The organism is Geodermatophilus nigrescens (genome assembly GCF_900129495.1).
Taxonomy (GTDB): Bacteria; Actinomycetota; Actinomycetes; order Mycobacteriales; family Geodermatophilaceae; genus Geodermatophilus; species Geodermatophilus nigrescens.
Genome location: NZ_FQVX01000002.1, coordinates 973,130 through 998,213, shown reverse-complemented (window position 1 = coordinate 998,213; position 25,084 = coordinate 973,130). Strand labels below are relative to the sequence as shown.

Genomic DNA, 25,084 nt, shown 5'->3' with positions numbered 1-25,084 from the left:
GGATGGCGCCGTGGTGCGCGTCCACCCCTCGCCGGCGCTGCGCAGGTCGCTGCACCGCTGGGTGTACCTGCTCCTCGGCGGGGCGCTGGCCCTCGCCGTCGGCGTCGTCCTGGCCTGGCCGGCCCAGCTCCTGCTCACCGCGGGCCTGCCCGGGCCGCTCGCGGTCGTCCTGGCCCTCGTCGTCGTGGCGGTCCCGGTGGCGGCGCTGGGCGCCCTGGCCGAGTCCCGCTCCATCGAGGGCGTGGCGGTCGGGGCGCTGCTCACCGGCCGCGTCGACGACCGGGTGGGGCCCTCGGGGACGGCGGCGCAGCGGGCCCGCACCGCCGTCCTCGTGGTGGGGCACGTCCTGGCCGGCGGGCTCGCCGGCGGCCTGCTCGTGGTCGGGCTGCCGACGGCGGTCGTGCTGGCCGCCGCCCCGGACGATCCGCTCCTCGACGGCCTGCCGGTGCCCGGCGACCCCGCGCTGCGGCTGGCGGCGGCCGCGGCGCTGGCCGTCGCCGCCGTCGTCGCGGGGGACCTGCTCGGCCGCGGGCTGGCCGTCCTCGCGCCGCGGCTGCTGGCCGGCTCCACCGCCGAGCGGCTGGCCGCGGCCGAGGCGGCGGTGGCCGTGCTCGCCGGCCGCGACCGGCTGGCCCGCGAGCTGCACGACAGCGTGGGGCACTCGCTGAGCCTGGTCAGCGTGCAGGCCGGCGCCGCCCGGCGGCTGATGACCCGCGACCCGGCCGCGGCCGAGGCGGCGATCCGGGCGACCGAGGACGCCGCGCGGCGGGCGCTGGTCGACCTCGACCACGTGCTCGGCCTGCTGCGCGAGCACGCCGACGGCCCGGCCGCGCCGGCGCCCGACCTGCGCGACCTCGACGCGCTGCTGGCCACCGCCCGCGACGCCGGCGTCCGGGTGGACGTGTCCGTCGGCGGCGAGCCGGGCGCGCTGCCCGCGGTGGTCTCCCGCGCCGGCTACCGGATCGTGCAGGAGGGGCTGACCAACGTGCTGCGGCACGCGCCCGGCGCGGCCTGCCGGCTGGAGGTCGACGCCGGCGCGGACCTGGCGCTGCGGCTGGTGGACACGACGCCGGGCTCGGTGCCGGGCACCGCGGGGGGCGGGCGCGGGCTGCGCGGGGTGCGCGAGCGGGTGCGCGACCTGCGCGGCACGGTCACGGCCGGCCCCGACGACGACGGGCGGTTCGTGCTCGACGTCCGGCTGCCGGTGCACGCGCGGTGAGCACCGTCCGCGTCGCGCTGGTCGACGACGAGCCGCTGATCCGCAGCGGGCTGGCCGCCGTGATCGGCGCCGAGCCCGACCTGGAGGTGGTCGGCCAGGCCGGCGACGGGTCGGAGGTGCTCGACCTGGTGGGCCGCACCGCCCCCGACGTCGTCCTCATGGACGTGCGCATGCCCGGCCTCGACGGCATCGCCGCCACCAAGGCGCTGGTGCGCGCGGGCTCGGCGGCGCGGGTGCTCGTGCTCACCACGTTCGCCAACGACGCCTCGATCGTCGACGCCCTGGCCGCGGGCGCCGACGGGTACCTGCTCAAGCGGTCGACGCCGGAGGAGGTGCTGCACGGCATCCGCACGGTGGCCCGCGGCGAGTCGCTGCTGTTCCCCGACGCGGTGCGCCGGCTGGTGCGGCGGCAGGCGGGCGCGCCCGACCCGGCGGTCGCGCCGGGGCTGTCCCGGCTCACCGCGCGGGAGGCCGAGGTGCTGCGGCTGGTGGCCGACGGCCGCAGCAACGCCGAGATCGCCGCCGCGCTCGTCGTGGGGGTGGAGACGGTGCGCAGCCACGTGGCCGCGGTGCTGGCCAAGACCGGCGCCCGCGACCGCACCCAGGCGGTGGTGCTGGCCTACCGCTCGGGCTTCGTCAGCTGACCGGCACCGGGGCGGTCGCGCCGAGCCGCAGCACCGTGTCGCCGGGCCGCTCGACGGCGTCGTCGTGGGTCACGCAGACGACCACCCGGCCGGCCAGGGCGCGGCGCAGGTCGGCCAGCAGCGCGGCGGCGGTCGGCGGGTCGAGGTGCGCGGTGGGCTCGTCGAGCAGCACGACGTCGCGGTCGGCGAGCAGCGCCCGCGCCGCGGCCAGCCGCCGCCGCTCGCCGCCGGACAGTGCGGTGCCGCCTGCGCCGACGGGGGTGTCGAGGCCGTCGGGCAGGCCGGCCACCAGCGGGCCGAGGCCGGCGGCGGTGAGCGCCGCGCCCATCCGCCGCTCACCGTCGGGGCCGGCGAGTGCGCCGCGGGGTGCCGCCAGCGCGAGGTTGGCCCGGATGGTGGAGGCGAACACGTGCGACTCCTGCGGCAGCCAGGCCGTCCGCGAGCGCACCGCGTCGCCGGTCAGCCGGGCGGTGTCGGTGCCGCCGAGCGCGTAGCCGCCGGCCCGCGGGCGCAGCGCGGCGAGCAGCACCGCGAGGAACGTCGACTTGCCGGCGCCGGAGGGCCCGCGCACGACCAGCCAGCCGCCGTCCGCGGAGGCCCGCGCGGACAGGTCCCGCAGCACGTCCGGGCCGCCGGGCCAGCCGGCGGTGAGGCCGGTGACGGCGAGATCGCGCACCGGCGCTGGGGCGGGCAGCGGGTCGGCCGGGTCGGTGGGCACCGGGGCGGTGAGGACGGCGTCGAGCCGGGCGCGGGCGTCGGCGAGCGCGCCGCGCCGCTGCAGCGCCGAGACCAGGCCGGTCAGCGGCTCGGCCAGCGCGAGCGGGGCGAGACCGAGCACCGCGACCAGCGGGCCGGTGACCCCGGTCGCCGCGCCGGCCGCGGTGGCGAGCACGGCGGCCAGGCCGGTGCCGAGGACGACGAGGCCGGTGCCGAGCGCGCCGGCCCGCTCGCCGGTGGCCGCGACGGCCGAGCGGCGGCCCGCGACCGCGGCCAGGTCGGCGGCGGTGGCGGCGGCCAGGCCGTGGGCCCGGAGGTCGGGCGCGCCCTCGAGCGCGGTGGTGACGTCGCGCAGCGCGGCCACCCGCAGCGCACCCTCGGCCCGGGCGGCGCCGGCGTCGACCCGCCGGTGCACGGCCAGCACGCCCGCGGCGGTGAGCGCCAGGACGACGGCGACGGCGCCCGCGGCGGCGGGGGACAGCACCGCGAGGACGGCGACGGTGAGCGCCGGGACGGTGACCGCCACCAGCGCCGGCGGCACCACGCGCACCGACAGGTCCTGCACCAGGCCGACGTCGCCGACCACCCGGGCCAGTGCGCTGCCCGGCGTCCGGTCGGCGGCCACGCCCTGCGCGGCCAGCGCCCGCCAGACCCGCACCCGCAGGTCGGCGGCCATGCGCAGGGCGGCGTCGTGGGCGGTGAGCCGCTCGGTCCAGCGCAGCAGCGCCCGGCCGAGACCCGAGGCGCGCACGCCGACGATCGCGACGAGCAGCGTGAGCACGGGCGGCATCTCCGCGGCGCGCACGATCAGCCAGCCGGAGAGGGCGGTGAGCGCGACGCCGGCGCCGGCCGAGGCGGTGCCCGCGGCGACGGCCCGCACCAGGGCGCGGCGCGGCCAGCCCAGCGCGGTGGTGGCGGCTGCGGCGGTGGTGGCTGCGGCGGTGGCGGCCGGCGGGGTGGCGCCCACATCGGCGACGTGGTCGCCTCCGGCCACCGGTGGCGACGGGACCGCCGATGTGGCGGGGAGGACGGGGGAGCCGGGCGCCGCCAGGGTTCCCGTGCGGTCGGCGAGCGCGGCCAGCGCCGGGTCGTGGGTGACCAGCAGGACGGTGACCGTGCCCCGCAGGCCGGCCAGCACGGCGGCCACGCGGGCGGCCGCGGCGTCGTCGAGGTGCGCGGTCGGCTCGTCGAGCAGCAGCAGCCGGGCGCCCCGGCGGACGCGGACCAGAGCGCGGGCCAGCGCCACGCGCTGCAGCTCGCCGGGGGACAGGGTGGTGCAGTCGCGGCCGGCCAGCGCGGTGGCGCCGACCCGGTCCAGCGCCTCCACGACGAAGGCCTCGGCGACGACGGCGTCCACGCCCGGCACCGGCGCGGCGTGCCGGCGCAGCTCGTCGGCGACGGTGGGCGCCGTCGTCCGCGGGTGCTGCGGCACCAGCGCGACCCCGCCGGCCGGGACGCCGGTCACGGTGCCGGCGACCTCCGCGGCCGGGTCGAGGGCGCCGGTCAGCGCGGCCAGCAGCGTCGACTTGCCCGAGCCGCTGGCGCCGCGCAGCACGACGAGCTCGCCGGGCCGCAGCGCCAGGTCGGTCGGCGGCAGGGCGGGCACCGCGCGGCCGGGGTGGCGCACCGTGAGCCCGGTGACGGCGACGTCGGCGCCGCGCGGGTCGCCGTCGCCGGCCGCGCCCTCCGAAGGGGCCGGGGCGGCGAGCACCGCGCGGGCCTCGGCGGCGGCGAGGGTGGCGGCCTCGCCGGCGTGGTGGGCGGTGCCGAGCGCGCGCAGCGGCGCGAAGGCCTCGGGCGCGAGCAGCAGCGCGGTGAGCCCGACGGCGAGGCCGAGGTCGCCGTGCACCAGGCGCAGGCCGACGGTCACCGCGACCAGTGCCACCGACAGCGTGGCGATCAGCTCCAGCACCAGCGCGGAGAGGAAGGCCAGCCGCAGCGTGGCCAGCGTGCGGCGGCGGGAGGCCTCGCCGAGCTCGGCGAGCGCGGCCACCTGCTCGGCGGCGCGGCCGAGGCCCACGAGCACGGGCAAGCCGCGGACCAGCTCGGCGACGTGCGCGGCGAGCCGGTCGAGGGCGCGGGCGGCGTCGGTGGTGCCGTCGCGGGTGGCGAGGCCGACCAGCGCCATGAACAGCGGCACCAGCGGCAGGGTGACCGCGACCAGGCCCGCCGACAGCAGGTCGGTGGCGGCGAGGACGACCAGGAGCACCGGCGGGACGACGGCGGCCTGCGCCAGCGCGGGCAGGTAGCCGGCCAGGCCCGGCGCGAGGTCGGCGAGCCGGGTGGTGGCGAGCACGGCGGCGGGCGCCGGACCGCCGGCGGCGGCGACCGCGGCCGGGGAGGCGGCCAGCCGCTCGAGCAGGGAGCGGCGCAGCGCGTCCTCGGCGCGGCGGGCGTCGCGGGCGGCGGCCCGCTCGCCGAGGGTGCCGGCGACCGCGCGCAGCACCGCGCCGGCGGCGGCCAGCGCGAGCGGCCCGCCCAGCGCGCCGTCGGCGAACCCGGCGGCGCGGGCGAGGGCGTGCGCGAGGCCGGCGGCGAGCAGGACCAGCCCCGCCGTCGACCCCAGGGCCGCGGCGGCCGCCCGGGCCAGGGCGCCGGGCACGCCCGGCACCCCGGCCAGCGGCGCGAGCGGCCCCCGGGCCGGGCCCGCCGCGCGGGGGCGGCCCATCAGGCGGCCACCGGGTCCGCGGCGTCGTCGTGCTGGGGCTCGGCGGTGAGGCGCCGGCGGAACACCCAGTACGTCCACGCCTGGTAGGCCAGCACCACCGGCAGACCGACCGCGGCCACCCACGTCATGATGCCCAGCGTGTAGTCACTGACCGAGGCCTGCGCGACGGTGAGGTCGAAGGCCGGGTCGACGGTCGAGGGGACGACCACCGGGAAGGCGGCGCCGAACAGCGTCGCCGCGGAGGCCAGCAGCACGGTGGCCCAGCCGGCGAAGGCCTGCCCCTCGCGGTCGAGGCGCACCCGGGTCCAGGTGACGACGACGGCCAGCGCGGCGACCAGCCACAGCACGCCGGTGACCACGGTGCCCGAGCGCAGGTGCACGAGCCCCGCCCACGCCAGCAGCGGCAGCGCGCCCACCGGCGCGGAGCGGAGCGCGAACGCGCGCGCCCGCAGCCGCAGCGGGCCGTCGGTCTTGAGCGCGAGGAACAGCGCGCCGTGCACCAGCGAGTACGCCACGACGGCGACCGCGCCGAGCAGCGAGGACCAGCCGAGGCCGGCGAACGCGCCGCCCACCCGGGTCCCGTCGCCGTCGACCGGCAGCCCCAGCGTGGTGGCGCCGAGCGCGGCGCCGATGCCGGCCGCGGCCACCAGCGAGCCGCCGGTGATGACGCGCGTCCAGGTGGCGTCCCACCGCGGGTCGTGCGACTGGTGCCGCCACTCGAAGGCCACCGCCCGCACGATCAGGCCGAGCAGCACCAGGACGAAGGGCAGGTACAGCGCCGGCAGCCAGGTGGCGTACCAGCCGGGGAAGGCGGCGAACACCGCGCCGACGGCGGTGACCAGCCAGACCTCGTTGCCGTCCCAGACGGGGCCGATGGTGCGCAGCATGAGGTGCCGGTCGGCGGTGCGGCGGCCGAGCACCGGCAGCAGCGCCGCGACGCCGAAGTCGAAGCCCTCGAGCAGCAGGAAGCCGGTCCACAGCACCGCGACGGCGGCGAACCACAGGGTCTGCAGGTCCATGGCAGGGAGCTCCTAGTAGGCGAAGGAGAGGACGTCATCGTCGGACCGCGGGCCGCCGTCGGGACGGTCGTCGTCGTCCCGGGACGAGCTGCCCACGGCGGGCGGCGTCGGGGTGGTGTCGCCGGTGGTCACGCCCCGGCGGACCAGCCGGGTGAGCAGGACCAGCTCGACGACGGCGAGCGCGCCGTAGAGGACGCCGAGGCTGACCAGCGAGGTCCAGACCTCCGCGGTGGTGACGCCGGGCGAGACGGCCTGGGCGGTGAAGAAGTAGACCTGCTCGCCGACCGGGACGTCCGGGTTCGGGTAGACGACGAAGGGCTGGCGGCCCATCTCGGTGAACACCCAGCCGGCCGCGTTGGCGACGAAGGGCGCGCCGACGGCGAGCAGCGAGCCGTACACACCGACCCGTGAGGTGGGCACCCGGCCGCCGCGGGTCGACCAGAGCGCGTAGGCCGCGACACCGGCCGACACCGCGCCCATGCCGATCATGAGCCGGAAGCTCCAGTAGGTGACCGCCAGGACCGGGGTGTAGTCGATCTCCTCGCCGGCGCGCTCGCCGAACGACGGGTCGTCGGGGTAGGTCTCGCCGTAGACGTCGGCGTACTGCTCCTGCAGCTCGTTGACCCCGGGGACGGCGGTCTCGAAGTCGCTGTGGGCGAGGAAGGAGAGCAGGCCGGGGACGGTCCAGCTGTGCACGTCGTCGCACTCGTTGGAGCCGAGCTTGGCCCAGGCGAAGATCGAGAAGGGTGCCGGGGCCTCGGTCTCGCAGAGCGCCTCGGCGGAGCTCATCTTGAGCGGCTGCTGCTGGTACATGAGCTTGCCCTGCCAGTCGCCGGTGACGGCGACGAGGACGAACGCGGCCAGCGACACGAAGCCGCCCACCCGCACCGAGCGGCGCCACACCGAGTGGTCGACGTCCGAGGTGGGCGCCTCGGCCAGCTTCCGCTTGCGCAGCTGGTACAGGCCGACGCCGACCAGCAGGGCACCCGCGACCATGAGCGCGGCGACGATCGCGTGGCTGAACGCGGCCAGCGCCGTGTTGTTGGTGAGGACGGCGAGGAAGTCGACGTGCTGCGGCCGGCCGTCGGGCCCGACGGTGACGCCGACCGGGTGCTGCATCCACGAGTTGGCCGCGATGATGAAGTACGCGCTGACGATCGAGCCGATGACCGCCGCCCACAGCGCGGCGAGCTGCAGCCGCTTCGGGATGCGGCCCCAGCCGAAGATCCACAGGCCGAGGAAGGTCGACTCGAGGAAGAAGGCGAGCAGCGCCTCCATCGCCAGCAGCGAGCCGAAGACGTCGCCGACGAAGCGCGAGTACTCGCTCCAGGCGAGGCCGAACTGGAACTCCTGCACGAGACCGGTGGCCACGCCGAGCACGAAGTTGACCAGGTAGACCTTGCCCCAGAAGCGGGTCATCCGGAGCCACTCGGGCCTGCTCGTGCGCACCCACATGGTGTGCATGACGGCGACCAGGATCCCGAGACCGATGGTCAGCGGGACCATGAGGAAGTGGTAGACGGTCGTGATGCCGAACTGCCAGCGGGCGACGTCCAACGTGTCCAGGGCCAGGAGGTCCACGGGGCCTGCTCCTCACGCCGGCTCGACCCTCGTGCCGACACCTCCTTTCTACGCCTCGTAGAACTCTGTTTCTACGTCTCGTAGAACGCGTCGGGGTGAGGTGCGCGACAGGGTCCGTGCGCCCGCCCGGACCGGCGTTCTACGCTGGGTAGAAACGAGGAGGGGAGGCGTCGTGGCGTCGCTGGGTGACCTGGAGCGGACGGTCATGGACGTGCTGTGGGCGGCCGACGGGCCGGTCGCGGCGGCCGAGCTGCGCGACGCGCTCGCCGACCGCGAGCTGGCGCTCACCACCGTGCACACGGTGCTGTCGCGGCTGGAGGCCAAGGGCTTCGTCGAGCACGACGAGGCGCGTCCGCGCCGGTTCCGCCCGCGCGCCACGCGCGAGCAGCACGCCGCCGAGCTCATGCACGAGGTGCTCGGCGCGTCCGCCGACCGGCAGGCCGTGCTCGCCCGCTTCGTCGGCGGGGTCGACCCGGAGGAGGCTCGCCTGCTGCGCGCGCTGCTGGACGGCACCGCGCCGGGCGCCGCCCGCTGAGCCGCGTCTCCTGACGTGCTGCCCGCGACCGCCGCGGCGCTGGCGGTCCTCGCGGCGCTGCTGGCCTGGCCGGTGCCGGCGCTGCTCGGCCGCGCCCGCTGGCCCCGGCGCGACCCGCTCGTGGCGCTGGTCTGCTGGCAGGCGATCGGGCTGGCCGGTGGCCTGTCGATCATCGGTGCGCTGCTCGTGCACGGCCTGGCGCCCTGGGGGCACTCCCTGCCCGAGGCCGGGTGGGCGGTGCTGCGCGGGCACCCCGCCGTCGACCCCGTCCGCGGCGACCACTGGGTCACCCTGACCCTCGCCGCCGTGCTGGCGGCCGAGCTGCTCGGGGTCCTCGCGCTGTCCTGGGCGCGTACCGCCCGCACCCGCCGCCGGCACCGCGAGCTGCTCGAGCTGGTGGTGCGGCCCTCGCCCGCCGCGCCCGACGCCCGGCTGCTCGAGCACCCGGCGCCGGTGGCCTTCTGCATCCCCGGCGCCCGCCCGCTGCTGGTGCTCTCCTCGGGCATGGTCGCCGAGCTCGACGACGACCAGCTCGCCGCCGTCGTCGCGCACGAGCGGGCGCACCTGGCCGAGCACCACCACCTCTACCTGCTGCCGTTCGTGGCGTGGGAGGCGGCGCTGCCGGTGCTGCCTGCGGCCGCCCGGGCGCACGCCGCGGTGCGGGAGCTCGTGGAGATGCGCGCCGACGACCGGGCGCTCGCCTCGCTGCGCGGCCCCGACCCGCGGCGCACGCTGGCCCAGGCGATCGTGGTCGCCGCCGGGGGAGCGGGCGGCGGGGTGCCCAGCGGCGCGCTGTCGGTGGCCGGCGGCGCGCTCGGCGCCCGGGTGCTGCGGCTGGTCGACCCGCCGGCGCCGTTGCCCGCCGCGGCCCGCGCCGCCGCGCTGCTGTGCGCGGGCCTGCTCCTGCTCGTCCCGACGGTCCTGCTCCTGCTCCCCGCCCTCTGAGGGGCCTTTGTAGCGCTTTCGGTCCCCTCCGAGGGGCCGAAAGCGCCACGAAGGCCCCCGGTCAGCGGGTGGGGAGGACCGCCGGGAAGTCGACGCCGGTGAGCTCCGCCGACGCCGCCCACAGCGCCCGGGCGAGCTCCGGGTCGCTGGCGGCGGGCGTGCGGCCGACCAGCGTCGGCGCGCCGCGGGTCTCCATCAGCCGGGACGGGCCGGCGTAGCTGCCGCCGGGGAGGTCGGCGGTGGCGGCGAGCAGCGTCGGCTGCGCGCCCTCGTCGCTCGACGTGGCGACCACCCGGTTGCCCAGCGCCATGACCGCGTCCTTGAGCCGGTTCTCCGTGCGGCTCTGCAGGTTGGTCGCCGCCCAGCCGGGGTGCGCCGCCGTCGCCCGCACCGGGGAGCCCGCGGCGGTGAGCCTGCGCTGCAGCTCGAGGGTGAACAGCAGGTTGGCCAGCTTCGACTGCCCGTATGCCCGCTCGGGCGAGTACGGCCGCCGCTCCCAGTTGAGGTCGGCGAGGTCGATCGCGCCCATCCGGTGGGCCGTCGAGGCGACCGTGACCACCCGGTCGGTGAGGGAGGGCAGGAGGAGGTTGGTCAGCGCGAAGTGGCCGAGGTGGTTGGTGCCGAACTGCAGTTCGAAGCCGTCGGCGGTGCGGCCCTGCGGGACCATCATGATCCCGGCGTTGTTGACCAGGACGTCGAGCGGACCGCTCCAACCGTCGGCGAAGGCGCGCACCGACGCGAGGTCGGCGAGGTCCAGCCGGCGCACCTCCACCCGGCCGGCGAGGCCGGCCGCGGCCCGCTCCCCGCGGGCGACGTCGCGGACGGCGAGCACCACCCGGGCGCCCTTCTCGGCCAGCACGCGCGCGGTGGCCAGGCCCAGCCCGCTGGTGGCGCCGGTGACGACCACGGTGCGGCCGGCCTGGGAGGGGACGGAGAACGAGGGGTTCGTCATGCCGAGTGAATGTAGTCGCCGACAACAATGTTGGCAACGCCTACACGGACTACGCTTCTCCACCGTGCGCGCACCCGAGCAGCCCTACCACCACGGTGACCTCCGGGCCGCCCTGCTGGAGCGGGCGGCGGAGCGGTTGCGGCTCGGCACGGTGGCCGACCTGTCCCTGCGGGCGCTGGCCCGTGACCTCGGGGTGAGCCACGCGGCCCCCAGCCGGCACTTCCCCGACCGGCAGGCGTTCCTGAGCGCGCTGGCCCGTTCGGGCTGGGAGCGCCTCGACGCCGCCCTGGCCGCGGCCGACCCGGGAGCCGACGCCGGGCTGCGCCCCCGGCTGCTCGCGCTCGGTCGCGCCTACGTCCGCTTCGCCACCGCCGAGCCGGCCCTCCTCGAGCTCATGTTCGCCGGGAAGGCCGCCGGGGAGTCGCACGACGGCCCCGGGCTGTCCGGGCCGGACTCCCTGGTCGAGGACGCGCAGGCCCGGGGCGAGGCGCGCGCCGGTGACCCCGGGGAACTGGCGACGGCGCTGTGGGCCGCCCTGCACGGGGTCGCGGCCCTCTCCGTCAGCGGCGTGCTCCGCGGCGCGGACGTCGACGCGCTGCTCGTGCAGACCGTCGACGCGCTGCTCGACGGACTCCGGCCGCGCTGACCGGCCGGCCCCGCGTCACCCGGGGACGGCGGACGTCGCGTTGCCCGGCAGCGGCGCGAAGCGGCGCAGCCGCAGGCTGTTGGTGACGACGAAGACCGAGCTCAGCGCCATCGCGGCGCCGGCGATCATCGGGTTGAGCAGCCCGGCCATCGCCAGCGGGATCGCCGCGACGTTGTAGGCGAACGCCCAGAACAGGTTGCCCTTGATGACCGCGAGCGTGCGGCGGGCCAGCCGGACGGCGTCGGCGGCGGCGCGCAGGTCGCCGCGCACCAGGGTGAGGTCGCTGGCCTGGATCGCCACGTCGGTGCCGGTGCCCATCGCGAGCCCCAGGTCGGCCTGGGCGAGCGCCGCGGCGTCGTTCACGCCGTCGCCGACCATCGCCACCGTCCGCCCCTCCGCCTGCAGCCGGCGGACGGCGTCGACCTTGTCCTGCGGCAGCACCTCGGCCACCACGTCGTCGATGCCCACCTCCGCCGCGACGGCGCGGGCGGCCGCCGACGAGTCGCCGGTGAGCAGCACCGGCCGCAGCCCGAGGTCGCGGAACTGCCGCACGGCGGTCGCCGACGTCTGCTTGACGGTGTCGGCGACGACGAGCACGCCGCGCACCGCGCCGTCCCAGCCGACGGCGACGGCGGTGCGCCCGGCGGCGTCGGCCCGCTGCACCGCGGCGGCCAGCTCCGGCGGCAGCGCGCCGACGAGCGCGGGCCGGCCGACGACGACCGCCGTCCCCTCCACGGTGCCGCGCACCCCGAGGCCGGCCTCGTTCGCGAACCCGGTGACGGCCGGCAGGGCGCCGAGCCGCTCGCGGGCGGCGGTCGCGACGGCCGCGGCGATCGGGTGCTCGGAGGCGTCCTCGAGCGCGCCGGCCCGGCGGAGCACCCCGGCGTCGTCCTCGCCGTCGGCGGCGGCGACGTCGACGAGGCTCATCCGGCCGGTGGTCACCGTGCCGGTCTTGTCGAGCACGACGGTGTCGACCCGGCGGGTGGACTCCAGCACCTCCGGCCCGCGGACCAGGATGCCGAGCTGCGCGCCGCGGCCGGTGCCGACCATGAGCGCGGTCGGCGTGGCCAGCCCCAGCGCGCACGGGCAGGCGATGATCAGCACGGCGACGGCGGCGGGGAACGCCCCGGCCAGGCCCGCGCCGGTGCCCAGCCAGAAGCCGAGCGTGGCCAGCGCCAGGGCCAGCACGACGGGCACGAAGACCGCCGACACCCGGTCGGCGAGCCGCTGCACCTGCGCCTTGCCGTGCTGCGCCTCCTCGACCAGGCGGGCCATCTGCGCGAGCTGGGTGTCCGCGCCGACGCGGGTGGCCCGCACGACCAGCCGCCCGCCGGCGTTCACGGTGGCCCCGACGACGGCGTCGCCCGGGCCCACCTCCACCGGCACCGGCTCGCCGGTGAGCATCGAGGCGTCGACGGCCGAGGAGCCCTCGACCACCTCGCCGTCGGTGGCCACCCGCTCGCCGGGGCGGACGACGAACAGGTCGCCGACGCCGAGCGCGTCCACCGGCACCCGCTGCTCGGCGCCGCCGCGCAGCACCGACACGTCGCGGGCGCCCATCTCCAGCAGGGCGCGCAGCGCCGAGCCCGCCCGCCGCTTGGCGCGCGCCTCGGCGTACCGGCCGGCCAGCAGGAAGGTGGTCACCCCGGCGGCGGCCTCGAGGTAGACGTCACCCGCGCCGTCGGTGCGCGACACCGCGAAGCTGAACGGGTGCGTCATGCCGGGCTCGCCGGCGGTGCCGAGGAACAGCGCGTACAGCGACCAGCCGAGCGCGGCGAGGGTGCCGAGGGAGACCAGGGTGTCCATGGTCGCCGAGCCGTGCCGCAGGTTGGTCCAGGCGGCGCGGTGGAACGGCCAGCCGCCCCACGCGACCACCGGGGCGGCGAGGGTGAGCGAGGCCCACTGCCAGTACTCGAACTGCAGCGCCGGAACCATCCCGAGCAGCACGACCGGCAGGCTGAGGACGGCGGAGACGAGCAGCCGCTGCCGCAGCCCCGCGTCCGGGTCGTCCTCGGGCGCTGCCTCCTCGGACGCCGTCCCGGCGGGCGGGGCGGGCAGCGCGGCGGTGTAGCCGGCCTTCTCCACGGCGGCGACGAGGTCCTCGGGGACGACGCCGTCGGCGTAGTCGACCCGCGCCTTCTCCGTGGCGTAGTTGACGGTGGCGGTGACGCCGTCGAGGCGGTTCAGCTTGCGCTCGATGCGGTTCGCGCACGAGGCGCAGGTCATCCCGCCGATCGAGAGCTCGACCGAGCTGGTCACGGGGTGCTCCTGGCGGTGGCGGTCACGGCGGCGGTGCGGACGACGTCGCCGTGCCGGAAGTCGAAGAACAGCCGGTGGTCCCCGGCCGCGGGCACCACGACGGCGAACCGGACCTCCGCGCCGGAGGCGGCCGTCGGGTGGACGTGCAGGTAGCCGAGGTCGCCGGCGCGCAGCGCGACCAGGTGGCCGTTCGCGCCGAGGTACGGCTGCAGGTCCGTCACCGGCACGCCGTCGCGGGCGACGGTCACCACGACCTCCGACTCGCGCCCGGCGACGAGGTCGCCGGCGAGGGTGACGGTGTAGCCGTCGACCTCCGCGGTCGGCGACGGGGCGGGCAGCGGCACCGGCTCGCTCGCGCCGCCGACGGCGAGGTCGGCGCCCAGGACGAGGCCCTCCCCGTGCGCGGTCGGCGTCGCGTCGGCGAGCACCCGCCACGAGCCCGGCGTCAGCGCGACCGGCGTCGTCCAGGTGCCGTCGGGCGACAGCTCCGGGTGCAGGTGCTGGTAGCCGGTGAGGTCCCGCCGGACGACGACGAGGTGCAGGTCCTGCTCGTGCACCGTGTCGTACGCGGTGACCGGCGCGCCGTCGGGCCCGAGCAGGCGGAACGACAGCGGGACGGCGCCGCCGGCGGGCAGGGCGTCGTCGGCGAGGTCGAGGGTGTGGCCCTCCGCGGAGACGGCGAGCCCGGCGGGGAGGTCGTGCCCCCCGGCCTCGGGCGCCGCGTCGTGCCCGCCCTCGGCGGACCCGTGCTCCCCGGCCGCCGCGTGCTCCTCCGCCGCGGCGGGGCGGTCGACGGGGCCGGCGAGCGCGCCGGCACCCCAGCCGGCACCGAGGACGGCGGCCGCGACGCCCAGCGTCGCGGCGGCCCGGGTGGCGGTGCGCACGGCCATCTCCCCTCGACGCGCCCGCGTCAGCGGGCGGCGACCTCGTAGCCGGCCTCCTCGACGGCGGCGCGCACGGCGGCGTCGTCGACGGGGGCGTCGCTGGTGACGGTCAGGCCGCCGCTGGCGAGGTCGACCTGCACCCCGGTGACGCCGGGGATCTCGCCGACCTCCTCGGTGACCGAGGCGACGCAGTGCTGGCAGGTCATGCCGGTGACGGTGTAGGTGGCGGTGCTCACGGTGGTCTCCTCGCGGGGGTGGGGTCAGGAACGGACGAGGCGGGCGATGGCGGCGGAGGCCTCGCGGACCTTCTCGTCGGCCTCGGGCCCGCCGGCGGCCACGGCCTCGGCGACGCAGTGGCCCAGGTGCTCCTCGAGCAGGCCGAGGGCGACCGACTGCAGGGCCGAGGTCACCGCGGACACCTGCGTGAGGATGTCGATGCAGTACTTCTCGTCCTCGACCATCCGCTGCAGGCCACGGACCTGTCCCTCGATGCGGCGCAGCCGCTTGAGGTGGTCGTCCTTGTGGTGGATGTAGCCGTGGACGCGACCGGGGCTCTGCTCGTCGGGCACGGATGCCACAGTACCCCTACCCCCCAGGGGTGTCACGCGTCGTCGGTCTGGTCCTCCGGGAGCTCGTCGCGGAGGCGGGCGACGGTGTCACGCAGCCGGTCGCCGTCGGCGCGGGCGTCGGCGAGCTGGTCCTGCAGACCGACGATCACCTCGGCCGAGGCGAGTGGGTGCCCCTCGTCGAGCAGGCCGCGCAGGCGGGCGGCGAGGACGAGCTGGTGGCGGGAGTAGCGGCGGTGGCCGCCGGGGGAGCGGTGCGGCGACAGGGCGCCCGAGCCGTCGAGGCTGCGGAGGAAGGCGGCCTGCACGCCGAGGAGGGTGGCGGCCTGGCTCATGGTCAGCGCCGGGTAGTCGGGGTCGTCGAGCCGCCGGACGGCGTCCGCGGCCGAGGGGGCCGCGGACGCGGGAGCCGTGGCGCCTGCCGGGTCCCCGGGCGCGCCGTCGTCGCGGCCTGGCCTGTCGCTCGTCGCCATGGGGGACTCCTCGGGAACGGCACGGGGCCGGGCCCCCGCGGGCCCGGCCCCGTGTGCGGGACGCGCCGGTCAGCTCTCGACGGCGCGCTGCTCGCGCCCGGCCGACTCGTGCTCGATGGTGCGGCTCTCCACCGCGGCCGGCACGTCGGCCCGGGTCACGGTGATCTTGCGGGCCCGCGCCTTCTCGGCCACGGGGATGCTCACGGTGAGCACGCCGTCGTGGTAGCTCGCCTCGAGCCGGTCGGTGTCGAGGCTGCGGCCGAGGACCAGCTGCCGCGTGTAGGAGCCGTACGGGCGCTCGGCGACGGCCCACTCGGCGTTCTCCAGCTGCGGCACCGAGCGCTCGGCGGTCACGGTGAGCGTGGTGCCCTCGATCGAGAGGTCGATCGAGCCGGGGTCGACGCCGGGCAGGTCGAAGTGGGCGACGAACTTGTCGCCGACCCGGTAGGCGTCCATCGGCATGCCCGACAGGGCGCGGGCGGTGCCGGTGCGGCCGGCGAGCTGGTCCAGCGCGCGGAAGGCGGCGGACGTGGCGGCGAACGGGTCGTAGGCGGTCAGCATCATGCTGGTGCACCTCCTGGGTCGTGCTGGTCGGTCGCTGCCGTGGAGTGAACCTCCATCGGCGACTGCAGATTACCTTGACCGACGGCCGCTGTAAACATCCATCGGCGCATGTCGTCCGGGTCGCGCATGGGATCGCGCGGCAGCGGGCAGTGCCCGGGCATGGACGAGTCCGTACCGCCCGGCGAGGGGCACGCCGACGACGCCGCCGCCCCCGAGGTGACCGCCGCCCTCGACGGCGACGTCAGCCGCGTCACCGTCACCGGCGAGCTCACCGAGGCCGCCCGCCGGCCCCTGGTCCGCGCGGTCACCGACCAGCTGCTGTCGGTGCCCACGCTGTCCCGGCTGGAGCTGCACCTCGACCGGGTGACGTTCATGAACTCGGCCGGGATGGCCGTGCTGGTGCAGCTGCAGCGGATGACGCAGCCCCGGGCCGTCACCGTCGCCCTGGTCTCGCCGCCGGCCGCCGTCGCCCGGCCGCTGCAGCTGACCGGGCTGTGGCGGCGCTTCGAGGTGGTCGACGACGAGGCCGGCCCGGCCGACGCCGGGGGCTCCCCGGTGTCGGGCGCGCAGGCGCCGCGGCCCGACGGGCCCGACGGACGCAGCGCCTGACTCCCAGCGCCTGACTCCCAGCGCCTGACTCCCAGCGCCTGACTCCCGGCGCCCGACCCGCCCCTGTGTCGGGCGGTCCGGGGCGGGCCGCTGCTCCTAGCCTGACCGGGTGCCGCCCTCCTCCCACTCCCACGGCCCGGACCCCGACGCGCCGCCGCCGAGCGCGGAGACGCTCGCCCGGCGGCGCCGCGCCGTCTGGCTGATGCTGCTGCTGCTCGTCCCGGCGGCGCTGGCCACCGTGGTCGGGCTGGTCGTGCTCTGGCCGGGCGACGAGCCGACCCGCGCCCAGCAGGCGGCCGAGCAGTTCCTGCCGCCGGGCACCACCTACCCCGAGGGGCGGATCGTCTCGCTGCAGACGCTGCCGTGCGGGGAGACCGGTGGGGTGCAGGCCACGTGCGCGACCGCCGTCGTCGAGGTGCTCGACGGCGAGGGCACCGGGGAGTACCAGCAGGTCGACCTCGCCGCCGACGTCGTCGCCAACGGGATCGGCGAGGGCGACACCGTGGTGCTCACCCGCGACGCCGGCGCCGAGGGCAGCCCGGCCTACCAGTTCTTCGACTTCGAGCGGACGACGCCGATGCTCGTGCTCGGCGTCGCCTTCGCCGTCGTGGTCGCGGCGGTGGCCCGGCTGCGCGGGGTCGCGGCGCTGGTCGGGCTCGCGTTCGCCTTCCTCGTCCTGCTGCAGTTCGTCATGCCGGGCCTGCTGTCCGGGGACTCGCCGACGCTGGTCAGCCTCGTCGGCTCGGCGGCGATCATGTTCGTCGTCCTCTACCTGGCGCACGGCCTGTCGGCCCGGACGACGACGGCGCTCATCGGCACCCTGTTCGGCCTGGCGCTGGTCACCGGGCTCGGGGCGCTGGCGGTCGGCGTCGCCCGGCTCACCGGCCTCACCAGCGAGGAGACCGTCCAGCTGCAGACCTTCGACGCCGGCCTGAGCTTCTCGGGGCTCGTGATCGCCGGGACCGTCGTCGCCGGGCTCGGCGTGCTCAACGACGTCACGATCACCCAGGCCTCGGCCATCTGGCAGCTGCACGAGGTCGACCCGGCGATGGGGTCCCGCGAGCTCTACCGGCGCGGCATGGCCGTGGGCCGCGACCACATCGCCTCGACCGTCTACACGATCGTCTTCGCCTACGCCGGGGCCGCGCTACCGCTGCTGCTCCTGTTCACCGTCTACTCGCAGCCGGCCGGGGTGATCCTGACCAGCTCGGCGATGGCCGAGGAGGTGGTCCGCACGCTGGTGGGCGCGATCGCGCTCGTCCTCGCCGTGCCGGTGACCACCGCGGTCGGCGCGTTCTTCGCCACCGCGGCCGGCACCGAGGCGGGGGCGGCCCCGGAGAAGCGGATGTCGGCACTGCGTGCGAGGTTCGCCCGATGAAGGACCCCACTGCCCCCCACCACTCGCAGGCTCGCGGCGGGTCCCTGCAGCGGGGCCGTTCCAGTCCCTTGCTGGCCGCCGCGGAGGCCGCCCCGGGCTTCATGCCCGACGACGAGGGCCGCGCCCTGTACGAGGCCGCGCGGTCGGTCGCGGTGCCGGGGCCGCTGCTGGAGATCGGCTCGTGGATGGGGAAGTCGGCGCTCTACCTCGCCGCGGCCGCCCGCGAGACCGGCCGGCAGGTGGTCACCGTCGACCACCACCGCGGCTCCGAGGAGCACCAGCCCGGCTGGGAGTACCACGACCCGTCGCTGGTCGACCCCGCCGTCGGCCGGATCGACACCCTCCCGCGGTTCCGCCGCACGATCGCCGACGCCGGCGCGGAGGACGTCGTCGTCGCCGTCGTGGCCCGCTCGGAGGTGCTCGCCCCGCTGTGGACGGCGCCGCTCGCGCTGCTGTTCCTCGACGGCAGCCACACCGAGGAGTCCGCGCGCCGCGACCAGGACGCCTGGGTGGCGAAGCTCGCCGTCGGCGGCACCCTGGCGATCCACGACGTCTTCCCCGACCCCGCCGACGGCGGCCAGGCGCCCTTCGGCGTCTACACGCGGGTGCTCGCGTCCGGGGACTTCACCGAGCTGCCCGGCACGGGCTCGCTGCGGGTGCTGCGTCGTGAGCGCTGACGCGCTCGGCGCTGAGCGGGCGGCCGCGCAGGCGCAGATCGAGGCGCTGACCCGCCAGTTCGACGAGATCGTCGCCGCGTCGCGGGCGTCCAACGCCGACGACGAGCACGACCCGGAGGGCGCCACGATCGCCTTCGAGCGCCAGCAGGTCGCGGCGCTGCTGGAGCAGGCACGCCGCCGGCTGGCCGACGTCGACGCCGCCGTCACCGCCGTCGAGTCCGGCACCTACGGCCGGTGCGAGACCTGCGGCTCGGCGATCGCGCCCGAGCGGCTGGCCGCCCGGCCCACCGCGCGCACCTGCATCAGCTGCGCGCGCTGACCGCAGGCCGCTCGGGCAGGCGCACCGACAGGCGGGGCAGCAGCAGCTGGGTCAGCGGGCCGATGAGCAGGGCGTAGGCCACGGTCGCGACGCCGAGTGTGCCGCCGAGCAGCCAGCCGGTGGCCACGACGGTGGCCTCGATCGCGGTGCGCACGGCCCGCACCGACCCGCCGGTGCGCCGCACCAGCCCGGTCATCAGGCCGTCGCGCGGTCCGGGCCCGAGGTGCACGCCGACGTAGGCGGCCGTGGCGACGGCGTTGAGCGCGATGCCCGCCGCGGCGAACGCGACCTGCACGGCGAGGTGCGACGGCGCGGGCAGCACGGCGAGCGTGCCGTCGACGGCGACCCCGATGACGACGACGTTGCTGACCGTGCCCAGGCCCGGCCGCTCGCGCAGCGGGATCCAGGCCAGCAGGACCAGCGCGCCCACGACGGCGGTGACCAGCCCGAGCGACCAGCCCAGCCGGTGCGCGAGGCCCTGGTGCAGCACGTCCCACGGCGTGACCCCGAGCGAGGACCGCACCAGCAGGGCCATCGAGGCGCCGTAGAGCGTGAGTCCGGCGTAGAGCTGGACGAGGCGGCGCGGCAGGCGCGGGGGCAGGCGGACAGGGCGGGGCTGGAGCACGGCGTCCACCCTGCCGTGGGAGTGGCCCGGTCACTGCGGGCCAATCAGAGGGATTGGCCTGGTCCCGCTCGGGGTCGGCCTCCCGAGATGCGCCCCGCGGTCGTCATCCGGCAGCGGATGACGACCACCGCCCGCATCTCGGCGCAGCCGCCAGGACGCCCGTGAGCGTGTGCGCTCACTCCGCACTCCAGGTGGGAGAAGGCGGCTCGGGCGCACACGCTCGCCGGGCGCACGCCGAGCGGCTGTCCCGTGTCGACCTGCTGTCGCCTCAGGGGCGTCGAGGCGGCCACAGCTCGACGCGGGACCTGCTCGGCTCACTCGCCGGTGACGCCGTCCAGGGCCTCGCGGATCAGGTCGGCGTGGCCGTTGTGCCGGGCGTACTCCTCGACCAGGTGCACCAGGATCCAGCGCAGGGAGTACACGTCGTCACGGCCCCACGGCCGGTCCGAGGCGTCCAGCGACACGCGGGCGACCACCCGGTGCACGCCGGCGGCCGCCGCCCGCCAGGTCGCCCATGCCGACGCGACGTCGGCCGCGGTCACGGTGCCCGGGTCCACCCGGAACTGCTCGTCACGGTCGCGGACGACGTCCGGCCAGATGTCCGGCGGGATGTCGCAGAACCCGACGAGCCAGCCCACCTCCACCGCGGCCAGGTGGCGGATCATCCCGAGCAGCGTCAGCTCGGACGTCGGCACCGCCCGGGTGGCCAGCTGCCAGGGCTCGAGGTCCGCGCACTTCCACTCCAGCGTCTGCCGCTGGAAGTCCAGGAAGCCCAGGAGGGTCGCCGTCTCAGGAGCCATGTGCGGCGGCTCGGTGCGGTGGTCCGGTGGCGCCACGGAGGCCTCCTAGCTGACGTACTTCCGGGCGGTCGAGCGGCGCTGGACGGCGTCGAGCGCGGCGAAGCGGGCCTCCGCGTGGGCGGGCAGCACCCGCCGCTCGCGGAGCACCCACGGGAGCCCGCGGACGGCGTTCCACAGGCCCTGCGCGGTCACCCGGTCGCGCGGCAGCGTGCGCAGCAGGTGCACGGTGCGGCGCAGGGCCGGGCGCAGCGGGCGGCGCAGCCACGTCGTCCAGAGGGTGTTGCGGATGCCGTCGCGCCGGCGGCGGTGGGAGTCCCTCGCCCTGGACGCCTGGTGGTGCACGGTGAGCGCCGGGAGGTAGCACAGCTCCCAGCCGGCGGCGGCGAGGTCGCCGGCCATCAGCTCCTCCTCGCCGCCCAGCCACAGCCGCTCGCTGAAGCCGCCGACCTCGAGGAACGCCTCCCGCCGCACCACGCTCGCCCCGGCCAGGAACGAGCCCAGGGCCGGCCCGGGCAGCCACTCGGCGCCGGGCACGGGGGAGTCGCGCAGCTCCGGCACGATCGGGTCCTCGCGGCCGCCGGGCTCGACGAGGATCCGCGCGGTCACCACGGCCAGCCGCGGGTGGGCGTCGAGCACGTCGGCCGCCGTCCGCAGGGAGCCCGGGTCCCACCACGTGTCGTCGTCGCAGAAGGCGACGTAGGGGGTGTCGAGCCGCGCGATCCCGACGTTGCGGCCGACGGCGCCGAGGTTCTCCGGGCTGGCGACCAGCTCGACGGCCGGGAAGCGCTCGCGCACCGCCTCCGCCGTGCCGTCGGTGGAGCCGTTGTCGACCAGCACGACGTGCGGCTGCTCGGGCAGCGCCAGCAGCCGCGACAGCGCGAGCAGCACCTCGTCGCGCCGCTGGTGGGTGATGACGACGACGGCGACCCGCGGGTCCGGCGCGAGCCCGGCGCCCTCGGGTCGGGCCTCCGTGGCGGTCACGCCGGGTCCCCGGCGAGCAGCCGCCGGTCGGCCAGCACGGACGCCGGCAGCCGGCGGCGGCGGCGCAGCGCGGCGGGCAGGTCGGGCAGCGCCCGCAGGAGTCCCCGCCGGCCGGGTGCGCCGGCGCGCAGCGCCTCGGCCACCGTGGCGGCGACGTCGCGCACCGGCAGCCGCAGCACCGCGGTGAGCACCCGGGAGCGCAGGACCGCCGCCTGCCGCGCGGCGCGGTCGTGCCGGCGGGACGAGGGGTGGTGGTGCACGGTCACCGCGTCGACGTAGGCGATGTCCCAGCCGGCCGCGGCGAGGTCGAGGGAGAGCCGCTCCTCCTCGCCGGGGAAGCGCACCACGGAGTCGAAGCCGCCGACGGCGAGGAAGGCCTCCGTGCGCACCATCGCGGCGCACGCGATGAAGCCGAGCAGCCGCGGCCCGGGCAGGTGCGCCGGCGTGCCGAGCGGGCTGGCCGCCAGCTCCGGGCACAGCGGGTCCAGCCGCTCCTCGGGGCCGACCAGCACCCGCGCGTTGAGCACCGCCAGCCGCGGGTGCACACGCATGACCTCCGCGGCGCGGGCGAGGTCGCCGGGCGCCCACCAGGAGTCGTCGTCGGCGAACGCCACGAACTCCGTGCCCGCGTACCCGGCGCCGATCGTGCGCGCCCGCGCGCCGGCGTTCTCCGCCAGCGGCAGCACGGTCACCTGCGGCAGGGCCGCGCGGACGGCGTCCACGGTCCCGTCGCCGGACCCGTTGTCCACCAGCACCACCGGCGCCTCGTGCCGGGGGAGCGAGGCGAGCAGGTCCTCGCGCCGGTCGCGGCTCATGACGACGACCGTGACGCCGTCGGGGGCAGGTGGGGAGGGGGCCGGGGAGGGCGCCGGGGCGGGGGAGGAACGGGTCACGGTTGCGCCCTGCCCGGCAGCGGCGCGGCCGAACCCGTGGGTTCCGCCGCACCGGGCGCGGGCAGTGCGGTGGGGTCGGCGAACAGCGTGGACGCCGGCGTGCCGCCCGCCAGGGCCTCGACGGCGAGCACCACCGCGGCCGCCGTCCAGGTGGTGCGCTCGACCGGCCAGCGGGCGTCGTCGGCGTAGACCAGCCCGGTCCAGTACGAGCCGTCGTCGTCGCGCAGGTGCTGCATGGCGGCCACCTGCTCGCGGGCCGCCTCCGGCTGCCCGGCCGCGACGAGGGCGAGCGCCAGCTCGCAGGTCTCCGCGCCGGTCACCCACGGGCGGTCGGCCACGCAGCGGGCGCCGAGGCCCGGGACGACGAAGCGGTCCCAGCCGGCGGCCAGGCGGGCGCGGGCCGCCTCGCCGGTGACCGCCCCGGCGAGCACCGGGTAGTACCAGTCCATCGACCAGCGGGAGCGGTCGGCGAACGCTCCCGGGTCGGTGCGCAGGGCCTCGCCGAGGTCGGTGACGGCCAGCTCCCAGTCCGGCTGCGGCTCCCCGACGAGCCCGGCCAGCGCGATGCCGCAGCGCAGCGCCTGGAACAGGCTGGCGTTGCCGGTGAGCAGCGCCGTGTCGTCGGGGGTGCCGTCGGGGCGCAGCGCCCAGCTGACCGCGCCGCTCCCCAGCTGCATGCGCACCACGAGGTCCAGGCCGCGGCGCACCACCGGCCAGAGCTCGGCGACCAGCGCCTCGTCCGGGCGGGACAGCCAGCCGTGCCACAGCCCGACGGCGAGGTAGCCGGCGTGGTTGCTCTCGACGCCGGGCTGCGTCTCGACGCCGCCCCGGTACTCGGCGGCGAGGGAGCCGTCGGGCCGCTGCCGGGCGGCCAGCCAGCGGTACGCGGCCGCGGCGCGCCCGTGTTCCCCGCCGACCTGGAGCGCCATCGCGGCCTCGACGGAGTCCCACGGGTCGAGCTGGCCGCCGCGGAACCACGGCAGCGCGCCGTCGGGGGCCTGCTCGGCGGCGATCGCCGCCACCGTGCGGGCGACGTCCGCCGCGTCGAGGACCCCCGGCAGCTCCGGCAGGTCAGCCCGCGGCAGCGGTCTTCTCCCGCTCCTGGGCGGCCGCGACGTCCGCCGTGCCGTCCGCCGTACCGTCCGCCGGAACCGCCGGCCGGTCGGCGTAGACGACGAGGCTCTTGCCGATCAGCGGGTCGAGCACGCGCTCGGCGGTGCGGGTCAGCCACGGCCGCTTCGTGAGGTCCCACACCAGCAGCCGGTGGTAGGCGCGGACGACGGCGGCGTCGCGATCGACCCCGACGGCGCACTTGAGCCACCAGTAGGGCGCGTGCAGCGCGTGCGCGTGGTGCGTGGCGCCGGGCACGAGGCCCGCCACCGACAGCCGCGCCCGCAGCACGTCGCCGCGGTAGATGCGGATGTGGCCGCCCTCGTTCGCGTGGTAGGCGTCCGACAGCGCCCAGCAGACCCGCTCGGGCCCCCAGCGCGGCACGGTGACCGCCACCCGGCCGCCCGGCTTGAGCACGCGGGCGATCTCGGCCATCGCGCGGCCGTCGTCGGGGATGTGCTCGAGCACTTCGGAGGCGATCACCCGGTCGACGCCGGCGTCGGGGAAGGGCAGGTGCAGCAGGTCGCCGCGCACCACCTCGAAGTGCGCCCCGGCGGGGGCCTCGCCGGCCTCGGCGATGGCGCCGAGCCAGCGCTTGGTCGTCTCCACCTCGGACACGCCCCAGTCGACGGCGACCACCCGCGCGCCGCGGCGGTAGGCCTCGAACGCGTGCCGGCCCTCGCCGCAGCCGAGGTCGAGCACGGTCATGCCCGGCCGGAGGTCGAGCAGGTCGTAGTCGACGGTCAGCACGGGCGCCCCTTGTCCTCCAGCACGCGCGCGTACCAGTCGGCGGTGCGCTCGGCGGTCCGCCGCCACGTGTAGTTCGCGAGCACCCGCCGGCGCCCGGCGCGGCCCAGCTGCTCCTGCAGCGATGGCTTCTCCAGCACCAGCCGCAGCGCCGCCGTCAGCTCCCCGACGTCGCCCGCCGGCACCCGCAGGCCCGCCTGCGTGCCGACCACCTCCGGCAGCGCACCGGCGTCGGTGGTCACCAGCGGCGTGCCGCAGGCCATGGCCTCGACCGCCGGCAGCGAGAAGCCCTCGTACAGCGACGGGATGGCGGCCACGGTGGCGGTCTGCAGCAGGGTGACCAGGTGGGCCTCGGGCAGCGGCCCGGTGAACCGGACGGCGTCGCGGATGCCGAGCCGGTCCAGCGCGGTCTCGGCCGGCCCGCCGGGCCGGGCGGTGCCGACGACGGTCAGCCGCACGGGCCGCTCGGTGCGCAGCTTGGCCACGGCCTCGAGCAGGTGCACCAGGCCCTTGAGCGGGACGTCGGCGCTGGTGGTGACGACGATCGAGTCGGTCTCCCGCGGGCGGCCGGCCGGCGGCGGGGTGAAGACGTCGGGGTCGATGCCGACCGGGACCACCTCGATGCCGGTGGCCGGGACGTGCAGGTGCGTCTCGATGTCGCGGCGCGAGCTCTCCGACACGGTGGTGACCGCGTCGAGCCGCGGCGCGACCCGGGCCTGCATCGCGGTGAACCCGTACCAGCGGGTGAGCGTCAGCCGGCGGCGCAGGGTGGGCGCGGCGGCGAGGTCGAGCTGCCGGTCGATGGCCACCGGGTGGTGCACGGTGGCCACGGTCGGGACGCCGGCCCGCACCAGCCGCAGCAGCCCGTAGCCCAGCGACTGGTTGTCGTGGACGACGTCGTAGTCGGCGGCGCGGGGGAGCAGCGCGCGGGCGGCCCGCAGGGAGAAGGTGAGCGGCTCGGGGAAGCCGGCCGTGCACATCGCGGCGAACTCGGCGACGTCGATCCAGTCGCGGAACTCCGAGGGCCGCGGCGTGCGGAACGGGTCGGGCTCGCGGTAGAGGTCCAGGCTCGGCAGCCGGACCAGCGGGACGCCGTCGTCGAGCTCGGGATAGGGCTGCCCGCTCCACACGTCGACGGCGTGGCCGAGCGCGGTGAGCTCGCGGGACAGCGCCCGGACGTAGATGCCCTGACCGCCGCTGTGCGGCTTGCTCCGGTACGACAGCAGTGCGATCCGCAGCCGTCGTCCCATGCGCCGGACACTACCGACCCCGT

At 77.4% G+C, this 25,084-nt stretch carries 26 protein-coding genes; 9 read left to right on the top strand and 17 right to left on the bottom strand.

Annotated elements, in window-relative coordinates; translation table 11 throughout:
- Positions 1–10 precede the first annotated feature (10 nt).
- Together BUE37_RS12300 and BUE37_RS12295 are read left to right on the top strand one after the other, a co-directional pair.
- Complete coding sequence (locus BUE37_RS12300; RefSeq protein ID WP_217651222.1) at positions 11–1,219, top strand: sensor histidine kinase; 1,209 nt, start codon at positions 11–13, stop codon at positions 1,217–1,219.
- Entirely contained in the window at positions 1,216–1,863 is a 648-nt protein-coding gene (locus BUE37_RS12295; RefSeq protein ID WP_073420399.1) for a response regulator, read from the top strand. Before BUE37_RS12300 ends, BUE37_RS12295 begins: the two co-directional genes overlap by 4 nt.
- Here the strand turns inward: BUE37_RS12295 and cydC are convergent.
- Genes cydC through BUE37_RS12280 form a run of 3 tightly spaced genes read right to left on the bottom strand, consistent with a single transcriptional unit; the run spans position 1,856 to position 7,848 of the window.
- Positions 1,856–5,248, bottom strand: a complete 3,393-nt coding sequence (gene cydC, locus BUE37_RS12290) for a thiol reductant ABC exporter subunit CydC (RefSeq protein WP_073420398.1) — start codon at positions 5,246–5,248, stop codon at positions 1,856–1,858. The genes BUE37_RS12295 and cydC overlap by 8 nt on opposite strands.
- The gene (gene cydB, locus BUE37_RS12285; protein WP_073420397.1) at positions 5,248–6,267 is read right to left on the bottom strand and encodes a cytochrome d ubiquinol oxidase subunit II; all 1,020 of its coding nucleotides are present in this window, start codon (positions 6,265–6,267) and stop codon (positions 5,248–5,250) included. Before cydB ends, cydC begins: the two co-directional genes overlap by 1 nt.
- Positions 6,268–6,279: 12 nt before the next feature.
- On the bottom strand, positions 6,280–7,848 hold the full coding sequence (locus BUE37_RS12280) for a cytochrome ubiquinol oxidase subunit I (protein ID WP_245794563.1): 1,569 nt from the start codon (positions 7,846–7,848) through the stop codon (positions 6,280–6,282).
- Between the two features lie 172 nt (positions 7,849–8,020).
- On the opposite strand from BUE37_RS12280, the gene BUE37_RS12275 reads away from it, so the two are divergent.
- Complete coding sequence (locus BUE37_RS12275) at positions 8,021–8,383, top strand: BlaI/MecI/CopY family transcriptional regulator (protein WP_073420396.1); 363 nt, start codon at positions 8,021–8,023, stop codon at positions 8,381–8,383.
- Positions 8,384–8,398: 15 nt separating this feature from the next.
- Positions 8,399–9,328 (top strand): M56 family metallopeptidase, encoded by a 930-nt coding sequence (locus BUE37_RS12270; protein WP_073420395.1) that lies wholly within the window; start codon positions 8,399–8,401, stop codon positions 9,326–9,328.
- Positions 9,329–9,389: 61 nt separating this feature from the next.
- Here the strand turns inward: BUE37_RS12270 and BUE37_RS12265 are convergent, their stop codons facing one another.
- Positions 9,390–10,280: an oxidoreductase gene (locus BUE37_RS12265; protein ID WP_073420394.1), complete on the bottom strand. Its 891-nt coding sequence runs from the start codon at positions 10,278–10,280 to the stop codon at positions 9,390–9,392.
- 64 nt (positions 10,281–10,344) lie between these two features.
- Here BUE37_RS12265 and BUE37_RS12260 point away from each other — a divergent pair, with 64 nt between their 5' ends.
- A complete protein-coding gene (locus BUE37_RS12260) occupies positions 10,345–10,926 on the top strand; it encodes a TetR/AcrR family transcriptional regulator (protein ID WP_073420393.1) in 582 nt (193 codons plus the stop codon).
- Between the two features lie 15 nt (positions 10,927–10,941).
- Here the strand turns inward: BUE37_RS12260 and BUE37_RS12255 are convergent, their stop codons facing one another.
- From BUE37_RS12255 to BUE37_RS12230, 6 genes are all read right to left on the bottom strand, one after another.
- Positions 10,942–13,152 carry a heavy metal translocating P-type ATPase gene (locus BUE37_RS12255; protein WP_073420804.1) on the bottom strand — a complete coding sequence of 737 codons (2,211 nt, stop codon included), beginning with the start codon at positions 13,150–13,152 and terminating at the stop codon, positions 10,942–10,944.
- 29 nt (positions 13,153–13,181) lie between these two features.
- A complete protein-coding gene (locus tag BUE37_RS12250) occupies positions 13,182–14,069 on the bottom strand; it encodes a hypothetical protein (RefSeq protein ID WP_245794561.1) in 888 nt (295 codons plus the stop codon).
- Positions 14,070–14,095: 26 nt separating this feature from the next.
- A complete protein-coding gene (locus tag BUE37_RS12245) occupies positions 14,096–14,305 on the bottom strand; it encodes a heavy-metal-associated domain-containing protein (RefSeq protein ID WP_073420391.1) in 210 nt (69 codons plus the stop codon).
- Between the two features lie 24 nt (positions 14,306–14,329).
- Positions 14,330–14,638: a metal-sensing transcriptional repressor gene (locus BUE37_RS12240; RefSeq protein ID WP_175562854.1), complete on the bottom strand. Its 309-nt coding sequence runs from the start codon at positions 14,636–14,638 to the stop codon at positions 14,330–14,332.
- 32 nt (positions 14,639–14,670) lie between these two features.
- Positions 14,671–15,108 (bottom strand): MerR family transcriptional regulator, encoded by a 438-nt coding sequence (locus BUE37_RS12235; RefSeq protein ID WP_083628584.1) that lies wholly within the window; start codon positions 15,106–15,108, stop codon positions 14,671–14,673.
- Between the two features lie 69 nt (positions 15,109–15,177).
- A complete protein-coding gene (locus tag BUE37_RS12230; protein ID WP_083628583.1) occupies positions 15,178–15,672 on the bottom strand; it encodes an Hsp20/alpha crystallin family protein in 495 nt (164 codons plus the stop codon).
- A gap of 159 nt (positions 15,673–15,831) precedes the next feature.
- Between BUE37_RS12230 and BUE37_RS12225 the strand changes: the two genes are divergently transcribed.
- The 4 genes from BUE37_RS12225 to BUE37_RS12210 all read left to right on the top strand — a co-directional run bounded on the left by BUE37_RS12225 (position 15,832) and on the right by BUE37_RS12210 (position 18,655).
- A complete protein-coding gene (locus BUE37_RS12225) occupies positions 15,832–16,281 on the top strand; it encodes an STAS domain-containing protein (protein WP_073420390.1) in 450 nt (149 codons plus the stop codon).
- A 109-nt stretch (positions 16,282–16,390) separates the two neighbouring features.
- On the top strand, positions 16,391–17,659 hold the full coding sequence (locus BUE37_RS12220; protein ID WP_073420389.1) for a YibE/F family protein: 1,269 nt from the start codon (positions 16,391–16,393) through the stop codon (positions 17,657–17,659).
- Positions 17,660–17,727: 68 nt separating this feature from the next.
- Positions 17,728–18,336: a class I SAM-dependent methyltransferase gene (locus BUE37_RS12215; protein ID WP_245794559.1), complete on the top strand. Its 609-nt coding sequence runs from the start codon at positions 17,728–17,730 to the stop codon at positions 18,334–18,336.
- Positions 18,326–18,655, top strand: coding sequence for a TraR/DksA family transcriptional regulator (locus BUE37_RS12210; RefSeq protein ID WP_073420388.1), 330 nt, complete (start codon positions 18,326–18,328; stop codon positions 18,653–18,655). Before BUE37_RS12215 ends, BUE37_RS12210 begins: the two co-directional genes overlap by 11 nt.
- Here the strand turns inward: BUE37_RS12210 and yczE are convergent.
- From yczE to BUE37_RS12175, 7 genes are all read right to left on the bottom strand, one after another.
- A complete protein-coding gene (gene yczE, locus BUE37_RS12205; protein WP_217651221.1) occupies positions 18,639–19,280 on the bottom strand; it encodes a membrane protein YczE in 642 nt (213 codons plus the stop codon). The genes BUE37_RS12210 and yczE overlap by 17 nt on opposite strands.
- Positions 19,281–19,594: 314 nt before the next feature.
- The gene (locus BUE37_RS12200) at positions 19,595–20,116 is read right to left on the bottom strand and encodes a DinB family protein (RefSeq protein ID WP_217651220.1); all 522 of its coding nucleotides are present in this window, start codon (positions 20,114–20,116) and stop codon (positions 19,595–19,597) included.
- Between the two features lie 9 nt (positions 20,117–20,125).
- Positions 20,126–21,061, bottom strand: a complete 936-nt coding sequence (locus tag BUE37_RS12195; protein ID WP_073420387.1) for a glycosyltransferase family 2 protein — start codon at positions 21,059–21,061, stop codon at positions 20,126–20,128.
- Complete coding sequence (locus BUE37_RS12190; RefSeq protein ID WP_073420386.1) at positions 21,058–21,876, bottom strand: glycosyltransferase; 819 nt, start codon at positions 21,874–21,876, stop codon at positions 21,058–21,060. The genes BUE37_RS12195 and BUE37_RS12190 overlap by 4 nt, the downstream gene beginning before the upstream one ends.
- A gap of 74 nt (positions 21,877–21,950) precedes the next feature.
- Positions 21,951–22,976 carry a prenyltransferase gene (locus BUE37_RS12185; RefSeq protein ID WP_245794557.1) on the bottom strand — a complete coding sequence of 342 codons (1,026 nt, stop codon included), beginning with the start codon at positions 22,974–22,976 and terminating at the stop codon, positions 21,951–21,953.
- 49 nt (positions 22,977–23,025) lie between these two features.
- Entirely contained in the window at positions 23,026–23,814 is a 789-nt protein-coding gene (locus BUE37_RS12180) for a class I SAM-dependent methyltransferase (RefSeq protein WP_073420384.1), read from the bottom strand.
- Positions 23,808–25,061, bottom strand: coding sequence for a glycosyltransferase family 4 protein (locus BUE37_RS12175; RefSeq protein WP_083628581.1), 1,254 nt, complete (start codon positions 25,059–25,061; stop codon positions 23,808–23,810). The genes BUE37_RS12180 and BUE37_RS12175 overlap by 7 nt, the downstream gene beginning before the upstream one ends.
- Positions 25,062–25,084: the final 23 nt, after the last annotated feature.